The sequence below is a fragment of the Actinoplanes sp. NPDC051633 genome, from assembly GCF_040681735.1.
In the GTDB taxonomy this organism is placed as follows: domain Bacteria; phylum Actinomycetota; class Actinomycetes; order Mycobacteriales; family Micromonosporaceae; genus Actinoplanes.
Window position 1 is genome coordinate 1 of the sequence record NZ_JBFAZH010001776.1, and the last position, 1,123, is coordinate 1,123.

1 protein-coding gene is annotated in these 1,123 nt (G+C 73.6%); it reads right to left on the bottom strand.

Translation table 11 applies throughout. The features are described 5' to 3' along the window. Positions 1-1,123 (bottom strand): heterodisulfide reductase-related iron-sulfur binding cluster (locus AB0M20_RS45070; protein WP_364307776.1); only part of this gene is annotated, 1,123 nt, incomplete at both ends.

Consider the following 1,123-nt stretch of genomic DNA (forward strand, 5'->3'; position numbering starts at 1 on the left):
GACGCGTCCAGCACCTGCGCGGTGTGTGCCAGGGCGATGCTGCCGCCCTGCCGCCGCACCGACGCCGCGACCTGCATCAGGCAGCCCGGGTTGGCGGTGACCAGCAGCTCGGCGCCGGTGGCCAGCACGTGCCGGGCCTTGCGGTCGCCCAGCTCGGCGGCCGGCTCCGGGCGCAGCACGTTCCAGACGCCGGCCGAGCCGCAGCAGATCTCCGGGTCCTTGATCTCGCGCAGCTCGAGGCCGGGGATGGCCGTCAGCAGCGTCCGGGGCTGCTCGCGGACGCCCTGGGCGTGCCCGAGGTGGCAGGCGTCGTGGTAGGCCACGGTGACCGGCAGGGGGTGCCGCTTGGCGACCGGACCGAGCTCGGTGAGCAGCTCGGACAGGTCCCGGACCGTCGCGGCGAAGTCGGCGGCCCGGCGGGCGTAGGCAGGATCGTCGGCCAGCAGCTCGCCGTACTCCTTGAGCGACGACCCGCACCCGGCGGCGTTGACCACGAAGTAGTCCATGCCGCTGTCCTCGAAGGTGTCGATCAGCCGCCGCGCGAACCTCTGCGCCTCGGCGGTCCGCCCGTTGTGCACGCTCAGCGCCCCGCAACAGCCCTGGTGCGGCGGCAGCACGACGTCGCAGCCCTCGGCGGCCAGGATCCGGACGGTCGCCGAGTTCACGTCCGGGAAGAAGGCGCTCTGCACGCAGCCGGTGAGCATGCCGACGACGGCCCGCCGCGGACTGCGGGCCCGGACCAGCGGGGGCGGCTTCGGCACGCTGCGCAGGCGCGGCGCGAGCGACTCGAGCGTCGCCAGGGTGGGCGTCAGCCGGTCCAGCAGCCCGGTCTTCTTGAGGAGCCGTTGCAGCCCGGTCGCCTGATAGGCCCGCAGTGGACCCCGCAGAAGCCGCAGGCGCCGGGGGTACGGGAACAGCGCGAAGATCGCCGCCCGCAGCGCCCGGTCCTTCGGGGTACGCGTATGTCGCCGCTCGATCTGCCCGCGGGTGTCCTCGATCAGCCGGTCGTACTGGACCCCCGACGGGCACGCCGTCACGCAGGACATGCAGCCCAGGCAGTTGTCGAAGTGCTCGACCATCGAGTCGCTCAGCGGCTCGCCGCTCAGCCCCTGCCCAATCAGGT